The sequence below is a fragment of the Anaerococcus sp. HMSC065G05 genome, assembly GCF_001812365.1.
Classification (GTDB): Bacteria; Bacillota; Clostridia; order Tissierellales; family Peptoniphilaceae; genus Anaerococcus; species Anaerococcus vaginalis.
Window position 1 is genome coordinate 17,103 of record NZ_KV808688.1, and the last position, 1,182, is coordinate 18,284.

The window sequence follows — 1,182 nt, forward strand, 5'->3', positions numbered from 1 at the left end:
AATTCCTATGAAGCAAGATGATTTTTCAATTTTGGAGGATAAAATTTACAAACTATTTATAGAAATAGTAGAAGCCAAAGAGATAAGCACAAAAAATAGCGAAAAGCAAATTGAATACCTAGAAGATATTGCCCATCAAATAAAAACTCCCATCACATCTATGCTTTTTTCTATAGAAAATTTGGAGATGGACTTTCCAGATAATAGAGATATAGAGATTTTAAAAAGACAACTCTTAAGATTAAACTCTTTATCAGATATTTTACTCAAACTATCAAGCCTTGATGCAAACAAAGATTTAATGAAAAAAGAACAAATTCGTTTGGATGAATTAGTAGATTATGCCTTAGATAGTTTGAATTTAAAGAAATCTATGAAGGTAGAAAAGAGAAGAGATTTAAAAGAAAATAGCATCAATGGAGATTTTTATTGGCTGGCAGAAGCTATAATCAATATTTTGAAAAATGCTGATAATAGACAAACTTGTGATAAAATCGTGCTTTCATCCTACAAAAATCCCCTCTATACAAGCTTAATCATTGAAGACAATGGCGGAGGAATAGAAAAAGAGAATATGAAAAAAATCTTTAAACGCTTTTATAAAACGCCCGACTCAAATGGTTTTGGAATTGGTCTTGCTATGGCGAAGACAATTGTCGAAAAAAACAATGGGGAGATTTCTGTTTCAAATATTGATGCTGGAGCAAGATTTGAAATTAAATTTTATAATGTCACCTAAAAATCACTTTACTTTTATATGCTTACCTTGACATAAGAAAAAGGAGGCAAGTATGGAAATATTAAAGGTAGAAAATTTAAGAAAAGAATACGGCGAGGGAAACTCCAAGGTAGTGGCCCTAGATGGAGTTGACCTTACAATAGAAAGGGGAGAATTTGTCGCTATTGTTGGACCAAGTGGATCTGGTAAATCAACACTTCTACATATCATAGGAGGAGTAGATAGTCCAAATTCTGGAAAAGTTTACATAGATGGTAACGATATATCAAAGTATTCTTCAAAAGAATTAGCCTACTTTAGAATCAAAAGAATTAGCCTACTTCAGAAGAAGGAAAGTCGGACTAATTTATCAATTTTATAATTTGATACCAAATTTAACAGTTCGTCATAACATAGAACTTCCACTAAAACTTGATAAAAGAAAAATAAATCAAGATGAATTT

The 1,182-nt window shown here is 30.7% G+C and carries 1 protein-coding gene and 1 pseudogene; both read left to right on the plus strand.

The window, feature by feature from the left end; genetic code table 11:
- The coding region (locus tag HMPREF2852_RS00720) for a sensor histidine kinase (protein ID WP_070605550.1) at positions 1–739 on the plus strand (739 nt) is incomplete at its 5' end.
- A 52-nt stretch (positions 740–791) separates the two neighbouring features.
- Positions 792–1,182 (plus strand): annotated as a pseudogene (locus HMPREF2852_RS09920) (ABC transporter ATP-binding protein); the annotation flags it as partial.